Raw genomic sequence first — 15454 nt, 5'->3', positions numbered from 1 at the left:
TATAGTACCTCCGAATAGAGGTACCATTAGATCAGAAATTTAATTAAATTGGTATAAGCTTCGGTTGAGTTTTTTTGCTATCTAGCCATCAACAAATATAGATACTTTCGGATTTCCGCGCCAAATTCTAATCAGAATCACGTCATATTGATTTCCAAAATTTGTTCCGGTTGATATCCAGTGGGGGGATGATTTTTATGTTCAAACTTAATGAACGTGACTACTGTAACTTTTTAAAATAATTCTGTTGATGTGGTGATATTGCTGAATTTTTTGTCGAAAATTAACTCATTATAGGTAGAATCATGTCATCACTTTTAGGAGAGGCTAATGGGTCAACTTTCAATATTAAGCTTTATTGCTCTGGGTGGGGCTTTTGGCGCATGTTCTCGTTACCTCATTTCCGAGTTATGTGTTCAGTTATTCGGCAGGGGCTTTCCATACGGAACGCTAGCTGTTAATGTTATTGGCTCTTTTGTTATGGGTCTACTGTTCGCTGCATTTGAAAATGAGATCCTTGCTCCTGAGCCATGGCGGCAAATTATCGGCTTAGGTTTTCTCGGCGCACTAACGACATTTTCCACTTTTTCTATGGATAATGTTCTGCTTATGCAGCAAGGTGCCTTTGTAAAGATAGGGCTAAACATACTATTAAATGTCTTTTTGAGTATTTCTGCTGCTTGGATTGGCTTTCAACTTTTGATTAAAAGCTAACCAGTCATCACATCTGACTACTTTTAGAACTTACGGCTTGGTTTAACCAAGCCGTTTTTATATACTGATTTCACTTGTCGGAGTGCCTAAAGGCTGAGACCGTTAATTCGGGATCCGTTGAACCTGATCAGATTAGTATCTGCGAAGGGAACGAGAGAAGATATCTCCATCAGCATCATGCTGATCGTCTATCCAAAATTGATTTAGGGTTCTTTCCTATTTTCGATTCCTCTTGTCGCATCTTTCCGCCAAGCATTTTTATCCAAAATTATTCATAATAAGGAAAAATGCTATGTCGAGTCGCAAGCAAGCGAGACTGGAAGCAAAACAATTCATTGATACTCTATCGGTACAGCCGTACCCAAATTCAAAAAAAATCTACGTCGAAGGAAGTCGTGCTGATATTCGTGTGCCGATGCGCGAAATAACTCTCGCTGACAGTTTAGTCGGTGGCACAAAAGATAACCCAAGCTTCGAGCCAAACGAGCCTGTACGTGTTTATGATACCTCGGGCTCATACACAGACCCTGATTACTCTATCGACCTTTACAGTGGCTTACCTAAGCTTAGAGAGAGTTGGATTGAAGAGCGAGCAGATACTGAAATTCTTGATGATGTTAGCTCTGTATACACAAAAGAAAGGTTGGAAGACGAGACGCTTGATGATCTGCGCTATGGCAATCTACCCCATATACGACGTGCTAAGGCTGGCCAGTGTGTCACTCAACTCCATTACGCACGTAAAGGTGTTATCACGCCAGAGATGGAATATATCGCGCTACGTGAAAATATGGGCCGAGCTAAATATCGCGACGAGGTATTAAACCAACAGCATCCAGGACACAGCTTTGGTGCCAACCTACCTAAAGACATTACTGCTGAATTTGTTCAACAAGAAGTCGCACAAGGTCGGGCAATTATTCCTTCCAATATTAACCACCCTGAGTCCGAACCAATGATTATTGGCCGGAACTTCTTAGTCAAAGTGAACGCCAATATTGGTAACTCGTCGGTATCTTCGTCAATTGAAGAAGAAGTGGAGAAATTGGTTTGGGCAACGCGATGGGGTGGCGATACCGTAATGGATTTGTCGACCGGGCGTAATATTCACGAAACTCGAGAATGGATACTGCGCAACAGTCCTGTGCCAATTGGGACGGTTCCTATGTATCAAGCACTAGAAAAGGTTAACGGTGTCGCTGAGGACCTTAATTGGCAAGTGATGCGCGATACGTTGATTGAGCAAGCTGAGCAAGGGGTAGATTACTTTACTATTCACGCAGGGTTATTGTTACGTTATGTGCCAACGACGGCGAAACGTGTCACTGGCATCGTTTCTCGCGGTGGTTCAATCATCGCTAAATGGTGTTTGGCCCATCATCAGGAAAGCTTCCTATATACCAACTTCCGTGAAATTTGCGAAATCTGTGCTAAGTACGATGTAGCGCTTTCTCTCGGTGATGGCCTGCGTCCGGGATCAGTTGCGGATGCTAACGATGAAGCGCAGTTTGCAGAGTTACGTACTTTAGGTGAATTGACTAAGATCGCTTGGGAATACGATGTACAGGTCATCATTGAAGGCCCTGGCCATGTGCCTATGCATATGATCAAAGAGAATATGGAGGTGCAACTTGAGCATTGTCATGAAGCGCCTTTCTATACCCTTGGTCCTTTGACCACTGATATCGCTCCTGGTTATGACCACATTACTTCCGGGATTGGCGCTGCAATGATCGGTTGGTACGGTTGTGCGATGCTTTGTTATGTCACACCTAAAGAGCACTTGGGGCTACCGAACAAAGAAGATGTAAAGACCGGTTTGATTACCTATAAGCTTGCTGCACATGCCGCTGATTTAGCCAAGGGCCATCCTAGTTCACAAGTGCGTGATAATGCACTGTCTAAAGCTCGCTTTGAATTTAGGTGGGAAGACCAGTTTAACCTTGCCCTTGACCCTGAAACTGCGCGAGCTTTCCATGATGAGACCTTGCCACAGGAGTCAGGTAAGGTCGCTCATTTCTGCTCAATGTGTGGTCCCAAGTTTTGTTCGATGAAAATATCACAAGAGGTGCGAGAGTACGCCAAAGATACTGAGCAAGTTGCTGCAGACCATGCTGTATCGATCAAGATGTTGGATGACCCGCTTGAAGGTATGCGTCAGAAATCACAAGAATTTCTCGCTGCAGGTTCAGAACTATATCACCCAGCTGTGACGGCTCAAGTGGAGGAGTGATGACTAAAATCCTTATTCCTGCTGATTGTATTGAGCTTACTGGTATTGTTCAGCAATGCTTATTACGAGCGAATCAACAAGGATTTATAGTCGATGGTATTGAGTTGGGCGTAAGTCCAACTCATACCATTTTAGTCGCTAAGCACAATGGCACTATTGGTTTGGTGGCAGATCTGTATACAGATTTGGCTCCTTGTAAAAGCCAAGACTATTTATCCTCTTACGTCCTTAGCTATAACAGTACTATTCCGTTGTCGCATTGCTCCGAGCAAGCGATAAACACAGTGTGTTTAGCTGTTCGAGATGGTAACCGTTACTTAGATATCTGGCATCATCCATTAACTAGTGAAACTCGAGCTCTTTATATTGATTCAGTTAATGACGCGGACAATCCTCATCACTTGGCTTGGGTTACGACCCTGTTTGCTCTCGATTTTCCGCTTGAAGACTGTTTGACCTTGGCGCGTGCAATGGGCAATGTTTCACGTGAAACATGGGCTCATGACTACACACAATTTCCCACGCCAGTTATTGAAGATTCACGCCTAGGCATCAAAGTGGGCTGGGGAGTAAATCAACATAAGATTCAGTTTAAAACTGTAACTGATCGCAACTTGGGGCTCTATCCTGTCGTTGATAGTGTTGATTGGGTAGAACGCTTGTTACATCTAGGTGTAAAAACCATTCAACTTAGGATTAAGAACCCAGATCAAGAGGACTTGGAGCAGCAGATAAAGCGAACGATTGAACTCGGAAGGAAGTTTGAAGCACAGGTCTTTATTAATGACTACTGGCAGATTGCAATAAAGTACGGTGCGTACGGTGTTCACTTGGGTCAAGAAGACTTAGAACAATCTAATCTAAAACTACTCTACGATGCTGGTATTAGACTTGGACTTTCGACACACGGCTATTATGAACTGTTACGAATTGTTCAGGTTGCGCCGAGTTATATCGCATTGGGCCATATCTTTGCCACCACAACCAAGCAAATGCCGTCCAAACCTCAAGGACTGGTTCGCTTGGCTCTGTATCAAAAGCTAATCAATAGCATACCTTATGCTGATGATGTTGGTGTGCCAACCGTTGCGATTGGTGGTATCGACCTAACCAACGCCAGTAATGTATGGCAATGTGGCGTATCGAGCTTAGCTGTCGTTAGGGCGATTACCTTATCTTCTGAACCGCAAAGTGTGATTCAAGCATTCAACCATGTTATGGCCACTCGTTCGCATAGCCCGGAGCTAAGTTATGTTGAGTGATCGTACGTTTCAAAGATACCAACGACAAATCGCGTTGCCAGAGATTGGCGAGGTTGGGCAATCAAGGCTAAACCGTTGTTCGGTTCTGATCATCGGCTGTGGCGGCTTGGGCAGTGCAGCTGGTATGTATTTGGCTGCTGCTGGTGTTGGCAAGTTAGTGATCAGTGATGATGACATTGTTGAAACCAGTAACTTGCAGCGACAAATCATCTATAGAGAAAGTGACATCAACACCAACAAAGTCGATGCAATGGCGAATCAGATGCAGAGCATCAACGGCCAACTCAATGTACGTAAGTTAAATCGGCGATTGAATGAGGAGCAGCTTAATTTAGAAGTGATGATTGCTGATGCGGTATTAGATTGCAGCGATAACTTACCAACGCGGCATTTGATTAACCGGATCTGTCATCGTCAAGCTAAGCCGCTAATTTCCGGCTCAGCAATTGGTTGGCGGGGGCAATTTGCCGTATTTAATTTCGTCCAATCCACAACGGGTTGCTACCGGTGTTTGGTTCCCGAGGAAGGTTTTGAAAGCTCATTAAAGTGCAGTGATAGCGGTATTATCGGTCCAGTCGTTGGCACGATAGGTAACTATCAAGCGTTAGCTACGTTGCAAATGTTGGCGTTAGATGACGTCGGTTTCAAATCCAATCAATTACATCTATTCGATGGTAAGAGCCTAAAATGGCAAACCTTAACCATTAGGTCTGACACTGAATGTAGCGTATGTGCACAGCATAAAAAAGCGAGTTGAAATATGGAAACGGTTCGAATTCTGATAAATGACCAAGCTCATCATGTGCAACCAAACCGATCGCTTACCGCGATTATTGAACAGCTTTCGTTACCCGAACTTGGCTGCGTATTTGCGATTAACAATACGGTTATACCGCGTAATGAGTGGTCAAGTACGCATTTAAATGAAGGTGATGCTATCTCACTCTTTCAAGCTATCGCAGGAGGGTAATTGGATGTTGACGATTGCTAACAAAACCTTTCAGTCACGCCTGTTCACTGGAACGGGGAAGTTTGCTAATAGCCAAATAATGGCAGATTCAATTAAAGCTTCGGGCTCTCAGCTGGCAACGATGGCACTCAAGCGCGTCGACGTGAACAATCAACAAGATGACATTCTTAAGCCGCTTGTCGATATGGGGATTGATTTATTGCCAAATACGTCAGGCGCGAAGAACGCCAAGGATGCCATTTTTGCAGCTCATCTCTCCCGTGAAGCGCTTGGTACCAACTGGTTGAAATTGGAAATTCATCCTGACCCAAAATACTTAATGCCAGATCCGGTTGAGACCCTATTGGCAGCCGAGCAACTGGTCAAAGATGGTTTTGTGGTGTTGCCTTACTGCCATGCTGACCCGGTTTTGTGTAAACGCTTGGAACAAGTTGGTTGCGCCGTAGTCATGCCGCTAGGTGCGCCAATAGGCTCAAACAAGGGAATCGCATCTCATGATTTCATTGAGATTATCATCGACCAAGCTAAGATTCCGGTCATTGTTGATGCTGGAATTGGTGCTCCTTCTCATGCGGCAAGAGCGATGGAGATGGGGGCCGACGCTGTTCTGGTTAATACCGCCATAGCCGCTGCCGCAGATCCAGTTGCTATGGCGAGAGCGTTCAAATTGGCAGTAGAAGCAGGGAGCATCGCGTATCAAGCCGGCTTGGCTGGTAAGGTGTCACACGCGGTTGCCTCGAGTCCGTTGACTTCGTTTCTGAATAACTAGAGTGAGAGGTGGACATGAGTTTCGTTGAACACTTTAAACCGTTGGATTGGGACGATATCAACTTATCAATTAACAGCAAAACCAGCGTTGATGTTGAGCGTGCATTAAGTAAACCCAAGCGCGATTTGGAGGATTTTAAGGCACTGATTTCTCCGGCTGCGGAAGGCTATCTTGAGCAAATGGCACAACAGTCGTTTGCTCTGACTCGTCAGCGATTTGGCCATACCATGTCGCTTTATATTCCTTTGTACTTGTCTAACTTATGTGCCAATGCGTGTACCTACTGTGGTTTTTCGATGGAAAACCGTATTAAGCGTAGAACGCTCAATCAACAAGAGATCGTTGCAGAGATTGATGCTATTAAGCAAATGAAGTTTGATAGCGTGCTACTGGTAACAGGCGAACACGAAACTAAAGTAGGAATGAACTACTTTCGTCAGGTGTTACCGCAGATCAAACAACGCTTCAATTATCTTGCGATGGAGGTTCAACCGCTTAAGCAAGAAGAGTATGCAGAGTTGAAAACCTTAGGCTTGGATGCGGTGATGGTCTATCAAGAAACCTATCATCCATCAACTTATGCTCAGCACCATTTACGTGGTAATAAAATGGATTTTGAGTTTCGGCTCGATACTCCTGACCGCTTAGCGAAAGCAGGGATCGATAAGATTGGTATCGGCGCACTGATTGGGCTTGAGGACTGGCGCCCGGATTGTTTTTTTACCGCTGCGCATCTCGATTATTTGGAACGAACCTACTGGCAAACTCGATATTCGATTTCATTTCCTCGCTTAAGGCCGTGTGCAGGCGCGTTGCAACCAAAATCGGTAATGAGTGACAAGCAACTGGTCCAACTTATTTGCGCATATCGTTTGTTTAACCCTGAAGTGGAGTTATCTCTATCAACTCGAGAGTCGCCAGAGTTCCGTGATAATGTGTTGCCGCTTGGAATTACGTCGATGTCAGCGGCATCGAAAACGCAACCTGGCGGGTATGCGAATGATGCCCCTGAGCTAGAACAGTTTGAGATCAGTGATGAACGGAGTGCCGCATCGGTCGAATCAATGATTCGTTCAAGAGGGTTTGATCCGGTATGGCGAGATTGGCATTCGGCATACTCCGGCTAGTTAGTGTTTCACGTGAAACATAAAAATGGGATTGATGTACACATCAATCCCTTTTGCATATCTTAAATAAAGAAAGCCTTAGTTATGGACTAGCGGCTGGGTTGCTGCGTGTAACCATTGTTTCACGTCACCTTCTACCAGCGGGCTGATGTCGTCCCATACTTTTTTATGGTAGTCGTTGAGCCAAGCAAGTTCAGGTCGGGTCAACATATCAACGTTAATGTTTCGTTTGTCGATAGGGCAACGCGTTAAAGACTCAAACGACAGCACAGAGAAGTCGCCGTTGGTCGGAGTTTCTACAACCAACTCTAAGTTCTCAATGCGAATGCCAAACGCATCGGCGCGGTAGTAACCTGGCTCATTCGATAGCACCATGCCTTCAGTGAGTGGCACATCGATAAGGCGCTTCGAAATACTTGCAGGCCCTTCATGGACACTCAGAAAATGACCGACGCCGTGGCCTGTGCCATGGTCATAGTCGTAACCTTCAGCCCACAAATGCTGACGTGCTAGGGTATCAATTTGGTAGCCACGGGTCTCTTTAGGAAAACGTGCGCGAGCAACACCAATATGACCTTTCAATGCCAAGGTAAACTGCTTGATCATTTCATCGCTCGGCTGGCCGATGGCGATGGTACGCGTGATATCTGTGGTGCCATCTAAGTACTGACCACCAGAATCGACTAGGTACAAGGTGTTAAGCTCGAGCTTTCCTGGCTGAGGTTGGTTGTCATGATTGTAATGACACATTGCCGCATTGCTACCGGCTGCGGAAATGGTATCAAAGCTGAGATCCATTAAGGTTGGATCTAACTGACGAAATGATTCGAGCTTGTCAGCCAGCGTTGCTTCGTCATGAAGGTTTCCTGCTACCACTTCTGCATCTAACCAGCAGAGGAACTTGCTCATTGCGACACCATCACGGATATGACACGCTTTCATTCCTGCAATTTCGACGGCGTTTTTAGCGGCTTTGGGCATCAAACAAGGGTCGGCCGCGTTCACCACGTTAGCCCCTGCATTTTGTAATATCAGTTTAAACCATGCATTGCTGGTGGTTGGATCAAGCAAGACCTTCTGACCTTGCAGTGCTTCAAGGCGAGATTGTAATGCGTCAGGATGATGAACCGTTACCTTGCTGCCAACATGTTGGTAAAAGTTATTTGGAAGACGTGCTGGATCTAAAAAATACTCGACGCTAGCGTCAGCGTGAACAATGGCATGAGAGAGCAATACCGGTAAGCGTGATACGTCCAATCCGCGAACATTGAGCAGCCAACAGATGGAGTCCAATGCCGTGATGACCGCGCTATTAGCTCCGGCATTTTCAACACGTTGAGCAATCTCTTGGCGCTTGCTTTGACTGGATTGACCGACCGCTTCGGTTGCCATTAATCGAACATCAGACACCACGGGTGCTGGGCGGTCGTGCCACAACTGGTCAATGGGATTACTGTCAAGAACCTTAAGCTCTAGTGATGCCGCGAGTTTTGCTTGCGCCATTTCTAACCATGCTGAATTGTGCATACGGGGATCGATGGCGATGGAAGCGCCTTTAGTGAGTTTTTGCATCACCCAGTCGAGAGCGGGCTCTTCAATAAGATGACGATACTCGAATTGTTCTGCCGGTACTTCTTTTGTCACTTGAACGGTATAACGGCCATCAACAAAAATAGCGGCATTATCTTGCGTAATAACAGCGACGCCCGCAGAACCGGTGAATCCGGTGAGCCAGTGGAGACGCTCGTTATGAGCCGGAACATACTCACCGAGATATTCATCTTCGTGAGGAAGCAGTAGGGCATCAATATCACGTTGTGCGAGCCACTGACGAATGGCTGTCAAACGCTTTTCAGTATTGGTAAGCATCGAAATTAATCCTTCATTTGTTATAACGTCCTTATCAACGACATCGTATCGCTCGGACAATGCAACTACGCTACTCTTTTTGCGCGCTAGCTGCAAATGATCTCAAATCGATGGTTTTATCGTTGATAATCTGTCGAATCCACGACAGAGCAGGATCATTCTCTCTATCACGATGCCAAAATAGGGTATACGCCATAGGAGGAAATTCCATCGGTAATGGCAGCATGGTTAGGTTCAGTTGCTTTGAGGCTAACTCCACAAAGTGGCTAGGGGCAGTGAAGATAAAATCAGTATACGAACAAAGACTTGCGGCGCTATTAAAGTCGGGGACTGTGATGCCAATGTCGCGCTCTTTGCCCATATCCGCGAGACGATAATCGAGCAGCCAGCGCTCATTGCCATCGCAGCGCACTTGAACGTGGCGCTGGGCAAGGTAGTTATTGAGCGTCCAAGGTTGTTTGAGTGCAGGGTGGTTGTTACGCACTAGGCACATCTGGCGGTCGCGATAGATCTCATGCTCACAAATGTCGCTTGGTGGCAGCATGGTCAGCTTAGCGTCATTGATATCAATATCTTTACCTGTGATACCTAAATCGATCTCGCCCCGTTGAATGCGGCGGAAGGTGTCATCTGCCCACGCATGGGTACTAATTGTGACCTGAGGCGCCTGTTTGAAAATTTCAGGAAGAAAATGTGGCAAAATCAGCGGATAAACACTTTCAACGGCCGCAATTTGGTAACGATAATCGCTACAACTTGGCAGAAACACCTCTGGTTGAGTCAGTTGCTCTAATTGATTGATAATGATTTCGAGTTTGGGTTTTAAGAACAGAGCTTTGGGTGTCGGCTTTAATCCGTGGGCATGGCGAATAAAGAGTGCGTCATCAAATTGGTTGCGCAGTTTGGCCAGGTTTTTACTGACCGCCGACTGACTAAGACACAGTCGATGCGCAGTGCGGGTAACATTAAGCTCTTCAATCAAAACGCGTAAACAAACCAGCAAATTGAGGTCAATTCGCGCCAACTTTTCAATATTCATAAGAAATTCTATTTAGGAATAATACTGATGACTAATTATCATTAGTGGGCATATCTAGTTTAGACTACTATCAAGCCGTTTTCATTAGTCATTATTCAGCGGAGATAGAAGTGCAATCGATCCATTACCCCGTACCCAAAAAGCAGCAATTAGTGTTGTTGACTCTTTTGGTTCTATTTAGTCCATTAGCGATTGATATCTATCTACCAGCATTGCCAATTATTTCAGAGACGTTCCACGTGGAACATGCATTGGCACAAGACACAATTACATGGTTTCTGTTTGCGATGGGAGTCGGCCAATTATTCGCTGGACCACTTGCAGACAAACTCGGACGTCGAACTGTTGCATTGGGGGGCGTTAGTATCTACGCAGTGAGCGCTTTATTGGCGTGGAGTGCTCAAAACATTGAGTGGATGCTCGCAGCCCGTTTGCTACAAGGCTTAGGTGCGTGTGCGACATCGGTAGCAGCCTTTGCAACAGTTCGCGATATGTTTGGTCCGCAAAAGAGCGGCAAGATGATCAGCTACCTCAATGGCGCGATCTGCTTTATTCCGGCACTGGCGCCGATTTTGGGCAGTTGGCTGACTCAACAATTTGGCTGGCGTGCGAACTTTAGTTTTATGGCGGGTTTCGCTGTTGTAGTGTTCACGATGTTATGGCTTGGGATGAAAGAGACCAATCCTCAAATGAGCAAAGAGCCGGTGTTTAAATTAAATCGCTATCTTGATGTGGTGAAAACACCATCATTCCTATTTCATGCGTGTTTGTGTATGTTAGCGATGGCCGTCATCCTTGGCTATGTAACATCCGCGCCAGTGGTTTTGATGGAAAATCTTGGTTTAACGATGAATCAATTTACTTTCTGGTTTGGGATTAACGCTGTGATCAACATTATTGCCTGTATGGCTGCGCCTAGGTTTATGGACCGTTTTGGCACTCACTTAGCGCTAACAGTCGGTATTGTTACCTTGATCATGGGCGGGTTTATGATGCTCGCGTTAATGGAATATGCGACAGCGCTAGCCTTTATGTTGCCAATCTTCTTCTCTTCGATTGGTTTTGCTTGGGTTTTAGGTGCGGCGGCAGGCAAAGCACTCGCCCCATTTGGTGATAAAGCGGGTACGGCAGCGGCACTGCTTGGTTTATTCCAGATGAGTGGTTCGGGCCTTGTTGTTGGAACCGTGCAGCGTCTTGGCATGGAACCGCAGATAGTGATTGCCACTTTAATGTTGATTATTGCACCTGGACTGGCAATCTTATGGTCGAGAGCTGGTAAAACTTGGCATTACTCGGTTGCGTAATCTGGTTAGACAAGCCTTGATAAACAATAAAAACGCTGTATATTTGAGCTTCAAATATCGAGTTATGTGGAAACAACACAACGATGTCAATGACAACCTACGAGATGGCTCGTATTTTGGAGCAACTTGAACAAGCTCCAGAAAAAGTAATGTTTGGTCGAATTTTAAACGAGTTAGGCAGTCAAAGTAGTGAGCGTATTCGCAGCGCAGCAAAGCAAGTTCCTTTACCAGTGTTACGCGATATGGTGTATCAGTTTCAACAAGTGATTGAATTACGTAAAAATGAGCACGTTGATTCACTCGCCAAAGAGATCGCCGAGCAAGGCATCTCGGTTGACGACCTCAAGCTCTACTTAGCCAATAAAAAATAGCTCGACAGCAAAGACAGACAAGCTCGCCTATCGAAAATAGGTGAGCTTTTTTATGGGTTCACATTGCGATTGATAGGATTTTGCAGTGAGATAAGCGTCTCAGTTGACTGCACTTCATCAATGGCTTGGAGCTTATCGATCAAGACATGTTGTAGCTCTTCGATAGAGCGACACATTAATTTGACGAAAATATTATAAGCACCAGTGGTGTAGTAAGCTTCGACGACTTCTTCTAAAGCGTTGAGCTTTTCTAGTGCGGAGTGGTAATCACGCGCCGCATTAAGGTTGATGCCGATAAAGCAACATACGTCATAGCCAAGCTTTTTGGTATCGACGATCACTTCGGTGCCTTGAATGATATCGGCAGACTTCATTTTTTCTATTCGTACGTGAATCGTCGCCGGGCTTACTTCAAATTGCTTTGCCATTTCTGCATAAGGCGTACGAGCATCTTCCATCAAGGTTTTTAAAATAGCTTTGTCTAAATCATCCAGTTTGGTGTGTTGAGCTTGCATGGAAGTCCCTGTTATTTAAGTTTGCTGGTTAGTTTAAGTACAAATTATCACCAAGGTGATACAATTATATCTATACTCGATTGTTTTAGAGAGCTATTTTGCTGCGTTTCTGCCTTCCACTCATCATTGCTTTTTGTACCGTCTCGGCGAATGCGGATGAAAATGACATCCTCGTGGTGCATTCATATCATCAGGGCTTATTTTGGACAGACTCATTTCAGTATGGCTTTGAACAACAGATCGCCCCTTATAACCTGTCGACTCGAATTATATACCTCGACACCAAACGTTCGCAGAGTGAACAATATTTAGAACAACTCTATTTATTGTACAAGACTAAATTTGAACAAGAGGCGTTTAAAGCGATTGTTGTCAGTGATAACAATGCCCTTAATCTGATCAACAGATTAGGTGACGTTATTGGTGATACGCCAGTGATTTTTGGTGGCATCAATCATTATGAACCTTACTTACATCGCAATCTTAATGCGACAGGTGTTATTGAGAACGTTGATATTGCCGCCAACATTGCGCTTATCGAGCGAATCCAACCCGATATCGATTCGATTTATCTCATTAGCGATCATTCGGTAACCGGTGCTGCGGTGCGTGCTGACATCTGGGCGTTTCTTAGTTCAAACGCGGGCTATCAGGAAAAGTTAGTTTCATATATTCCTGATGATTTTGAGCAACTGCTTGATTTTATCTCAAAGCTTGAACAACGTGCAGCGGTGATTTTTTGGGTTTACAATCGCACTCGAACTGGTGATGTAATTTCTGATAGCACCTTATGGGAGGAGCTCAATCAAGCCTCCAAAGCACCGATTTATATGGCGCATGATTACGGGCTGGGGTTCGGCGCTGTTGGCGGGGTTATTCAAGGTGGCCCCCAACATGGTCAGCAAACAGCAAAGGTATTGTTGAAAGTGCTTAACAACTTGGATGGCCCGTTACCGCCAGTTGAGATGGGCATTTCTGAGATAAAGCTCGATTATAACGCGGTTCAAAAGTGGGGGCTTGGTGTTGAGGGAGAGCCTGCGGCGGCATTGTTTAACCGACCACAAACCTTCACGGAAAAATATCATCGTCAGTTAGAAGCCATTGGCGTAACTATGGCATTATTGATCATTGTGATATTGGGATTGGTTTATTATTTACGCCAGATTAAGCGCAGTGAACAACGTGCCAAAGAGAGCCAAACCTTAATTGAAATGGTGTTTGACCAAAGCTACCATTTTATTGGAGTGTTTGATGGTCAAGGTTTACTGCTGTCGAGCAACCGAAAACTGCATGACCTACTCTATGATCAAAGCTTCCGTTTTGACCGCCCGATCTGGCAGCATCCCCATTGGGAGAATCAATCTGCGCAATTGATTGAGCGCTATTTCAATCAAGATCATCAAATACAAAATGCACAATTTGAAGTTGAAGTCTGGCATGCAGAGCTTGGGGCGATTGTCTTAGAGTTATCGTTTAAACCAATTCCATCGCAGAAAAATGGCGCTCAGGTCTTGTTTGAGGCAAGAGATATTACCTCGCGTAAAATCACCGAAGAGCGTCTGTTCCAGCGCGAAGCTAACCTTAGCCATTACTACGATCAACAGCCAGTAATGATGGTCACGCTAGATGAGCATAACCGGATTCAACAAGCGAACCAGTTTGCCGAGCAGTTGCTTGGTTATTGTGCAGATGACATCTTAGGTCATCGCCTCAGTGAGTTTTATCTTCATGCAGATGCTTTAGTTCCGCGGCAGGTGTTGTTGCAACCTAAGCAAGCTATCAATGGTGTGTGGCGTCGTGATATTGAATATCGCCATGCCGATGGTCAGGCTGTGTGGATTCGCGAAAACATCAGACCGTTGGTCGAAACGGGCCATTTACTCATTGTGGGTGAGGATGTAACGGAAACACGCGCCTTAGCAGAACAGCTTAAATATCAGGCCGAACACGATCTTCTAACCGGTTCTTATGGCCGTAACTTTTTTGAACATGCGCTCAAGCAAGCACTTGAAGATGTGAGTGATGATACTCGCACTCACGCCATGCTTTACATAGATTTAGACCAACTTAAGGTACTCAACGATACCGCCGGTCACGATGCGGGCGATGCGGCAATTCAATTCTGCGCCAGCATGCTTGAAGAGGTATTGCCATATAATACCATTCTCGCGCGTATGGGGGGCGATGAGTTTGCGATCCTGCTTAAAGATTGTACTGAGCTCGACGCAAAAAGGCTGGCGAGTATGATCATCAATACCCTAAGTGAGCACGCTTTCCTTTGGGAAGATATTCGCCTCAATTTAACCTGCTCAATAGGTATTCGATTGATAGATCATACCGCGGCATCACCTCAAATGGTTCATGCACAAGCAGACACCGCGTGTCATGCAGCAAAAGAAGAGGGACGTAATCGCTTTAACATGTATTGTTTGGATGACGTAGAGCTGCGCCGTCGTGAGCAAGAGATGAATAGCGTCAACCTAGTGCACAATGCGTTAGCAAATAAGCGTATTGAGCTGTTTGCCCAGCAAATTCTAGGTCTATCAAACGATGATGCAGGTATGCACTTTGAAATACTTATTCGCATCAAGAACGCTGAGGGTGATTATATTTCACCAGGAATTTTCATGCCTGCGTCAGAGCGCTATAACATCGCTCATTTACTTGATAAGCAGGTGGTAAGTCAAACATTGGCGTGGTTTGAGCAACATCCTCAGGCTCTTGAAAAACTGTCGTTGTGCTCGATAAACTTGTCGGGTCACTCTATGGGTAACAAGGAGTTCATCGCTTACTTGCTAAACACACTGGAACACAGCTCGGTCCCGTGCAGTAAAATCTGTCTTGAGATAACGGAAACGGCTGCAATGAGTAATATGAATCAAGCCATCGCGTTTTTTACCCAAGTGAAAGTGTTAGGGTGCCAGATTGCGTTAGATGACTTTGGCTCTGGTCTGTCATCGTTTGGCTACCTTAAAAAGTTGCCAGTCGATATCGTCAAAATTGATGGTATTTTTGTCCAAGAAATGGACATTAATGAGGTAGATCACTTAATGGTACGCTCCATAAATGATTTGGCACATAAGATGGGTAAAAAGACCGTCGCTGAGTTTGTTGAAAACCCGGCCATTATCGAACAACTGATTGAGCTTGATGTGGATTATGCCCAAGGCTATTACATCGGCAAACCCAAACCATTGGCTGAGTTGGTAGAGCAGCTCTCTGTGAGACAGAAAGCTTAGTACCTAGGTGCAAAATCCAGTAAACTGCGTTATCGCTTTAGA

At 45.2% G+C, this 15454-nt stretch carries 13 protein-coding genes and 1 riboswitch; of the genes, 10 read left to right on the top strand and 3 right to left on the bottom strand.

What is annotated here, in order from left to right; all coding sequences use genetic code 11:
* Positions 1-330: 330 nt before the first annotated feature.
* The 7 genes from crcB to thiH all read left to right on the top strand — a co-directional run bounded on the left by crcB (position 331) and on the right by thiH (position 7075).
* Positions 331-714, top strand: a complete 384-nt coding sequence (gene crcB, locus CDZ87_RS14085) for a fluoride efflux transporter CrcB (protein WP_100754116.1) — start codon at positions 331-333, stop codon at positions 712-714.
* A 68-nt stretch (positions 715-782) separates the two neighbouring features.
* Positions 783-881, top strand: a riboswitch (TPP riboswitch).
* Between the two features lie 125 nt (positions 882-1006).
* Positions 1007-2947: a phosphomethylpyrimidine synthase ThiC gene (gene thiC, locus CDZ87_RS14080; RefSeq protein ID WP_100754115.1), complete on the top strand. Its 1941-nt coding sequence runs from the start codon at positions 1007-1009 to the stop codon at positions 2945-2947.
* The gene (locus CDZ87_RS14075) at positions 2947-4209 is read left to right on the top strand and encodes a thiamine phosphate synthase (RefSeq protein ID WP_100754114.1); all 1263 of its coding nucleotides are present in this window, start codon (positions 2947-2949) and stop codon (positions 4207-4209) included. Before thiC ends, CDZ87_RS14075 begins: the two co-directional genes overlap by 1 nt.
* Positions 4199-4966, top strand: a complete 768-nt coding sequence (locus tag CDZ87_RS14070; protein WP_172953592.1) for a HesA/MoeB/ThiF family protein — start codon at positions 4199-4201, stop codon at positions 4964-4966. The genes CDZ87_RS14075 and CDZ87_RS14070 overlap by 11 nt, the downstream gene beginning before the upstream one ends.
* A gap of 3 nt (positions 4967-4969) precedes the next feature.
* Entirely contained in the window at positions 4970-5179 is a 210-nt protein-coding gene (gene thiS, locus CDZ87_RS17200; RefSeq protein ID WP_172953591.1) for a sulfur carrier protein ThiS, read from the top strand.
* Between the two features lie 4 nt (positions 5180-5183).
* Positions 5184-5948 carry a thiazole synthase gene (locus CDZ87_RS14065; RefSeq protein ID WP_100754113.1) on the top strand — a complete coding sequence of 255 codons (765 nt, stop codon included), beginning with the start codon at positions 5184-5186 and terminating at the stop codon, positions 5946-5948.
* Between the two features lie 14 nt (positions 5949-5962).
* Complete coding sequence (thiH, locus tag CDZ87_RS14060) at positions 5963-7075, top strand: 2-iminoacetate synthase ThiH (RefSeq protein ID WP_100754112.1); 1113 nt, start codon at positions 5963-5965, stop codon at positions 7073-7075.
* 78 nt (positions 7076-7153) lie between these two features.
* Here thiH and CDZ87_RS14055 read toward each other — a convergent pair whose 3' ends face one another.
* The gene (locus CDZ87_RS14055; RefSeq protein WP_100754111.1) at positions 7154-8944 is read right to left on the bottom strand and encodes an aminopeptidase P family protein; all 1791 of its coding nucleotides are present in this window, start codon (positions 8942-8944) and stop codon (positions 7154-7156) included.
* A 70-nt stretch (positions 8945-9014) separates the two neighbouring features.
* The gene (locus CDZ87_RS14050; protein WP_100754110.1) at positions 9015-9983 is read right to left on the bottom strand and encodes a LysR family transcriptional regulator; all 969 of its coding nucleotides are present in this window, start codon (positions 9981-9983) and stop codon (positions 9015-9017) included.
* Positions 9984-10093: 110 nt separating this feature from the next.
* Here CDZ87_RS14050 and CDZ87_RS14045 point away from each other — a divergent pair, with 110 nt between their 5' ends.
* Positions 10094-11287, top strand: coding sequence for a multidrug effflux MFS transporter (locus tag CDZ87_RS14045; protein WP_100754118.1), 1194 nt, complete (start codon positions 10094-10096; stop codon positions 11285-11287).
* An 83-nt stretch (positions 11288-11370) separates the two neighbouring features.
* Positions 11371-11658: an H-NS-like global regulator TsrA gene (tsrA, locus tag CDZ87_RS14040; protein ID WP_100754109.1), complete on the top strand. Its 288-nt coding sequence runs from the start codon at positions 11371-11373 to the stop codon at positions 11656-11658.
* Between the two features lie 50 nt (positions 11659-11708).
* Here the strand turns inward: tsrA and asnC are convergent, their stop codons facing one another.
* Complete coding sequence (gene asnC, locus CDZ87_RS14035; protein ID WP_100754108.1) at positions 11709-12173, bottom strand: transcriptional regulator AsnC; 465 nt, start codon at positions 12171-12173, stop codon at positions 11709-11711.
* 101 nt (positions 12174-12274) lie between these two features.
* Between asnC and CDZ87_RS14030 the strand changes: the two genes are divergently transcribed.
* Positions 12275-15412 (top strand): EAL domain-containing protein, encoded by a 3138-nt coding sequence (locus tag CDZ87_RS14030; RefSeq protein WP_100754117.1) that lies wholly within the window; start codon positions 12275-12277, stop codon positions 15410-15412.
* Positions 15413-15454: the final 42 nt, after the last annotated feature.

This window comes from Vibrio salilacus (genome assembly GCF_002811245.1).
GTDB classification, from domain to species: domain Bacteria; phylum Pseudomonadota; class Gammaproteobacteria; order Enterobacterales; family Vibrionaceae; genus Vibrio; species Vibrio salilacus.
Note: the sequence above shows the minus strand (reverse complement) of the source record. Positions and strands in the feature narration are given on the sequence as shown.